A 724-nucleotide genomic window follows, 5' to 3' on the forward strand; every position below is an offset into this window, starting at 1 on the left:
TAGTCGTCGCGCACCTCGGCGACCATGCGCACCGCGCGACGGCGCAGCTCAAGCGGGTAACGGGAGGGTCGTGCCATGACTCAATCCTTTCACGGAATCGAGTCTCTACCTGACACGGGGCGGTTCATAGTAGGCGTAGACAGTTCCGTGGTTCGGGAAGTCGTGCGGGAGGTTTTCCAGGGGATTCCGGTGCGGTTCACGTAGAGGGTTGTGTTGAGGACGTCCCGTAAATCGACCTTGTCCGGTGGGTCTGCGGTCAAGTCGGGCCTTTCCCCGAGCCGTCAACGTCGGCTCGGTCCGGGCCCATCGGGCGTCGGGCAGGTCGCTGGGGTACGGCTTGCGCTCACTCACGGCGTAGCGTGATCGCGGGCGAGGTGGAAGGGTCGGTTCCGCTGTTCATTGGGCGATTCCGCGGCAACTTCAAACCAGACGGATTTCCAGGTACGGAAGCGAACGAGACGGATGGCCGAGCATCCGTCCCGGAGAGCGCCATGCGCCGTCTATGAGATGAAGGACTCTGTTGCTGAATTGCCTGCAGGGGCACGGGACAGTTCGGCATGATCGTTGGTGCGGTCGTTCTGTCTGCCCCGATCGCAGGGTGAAGTTCCCCCCTCGAACTGGACAGCGGGTGTTTACGCTGCCGGGACGAGGTTCTGCCTGAGCAAGGATCTCGTTTCGAGTGGAGTGACGTACCCGTAGTCGGGGTGCCGACGGAGCCGGCTGC

1 pseudogene is annotated in these 724 nt (G+C 63.0%); it reads right to left on the reverse strand.

Going from position 1 to position 724, the window contains the following annotated elements:
- Positions 1–126 precede the first annotated feature (126 nt).
- Positions 127–351 (reverse strand): annotated as a pseudogene (locus JS756_RS35915) (transposase); the annotation flags it as partial.
- Positions 352–724: the final 373 nt, after the last annotated feature.

Source organism: Streptomyces actuosus (assembly GCF_016921115.1).
GTDB classification, from domain to species: Bacteria; Actinomycetota; Actinomycetes; order Streptomycetales; family Streptomycetaceae; genus Streptomyces; species Streptomyces actuosus_A.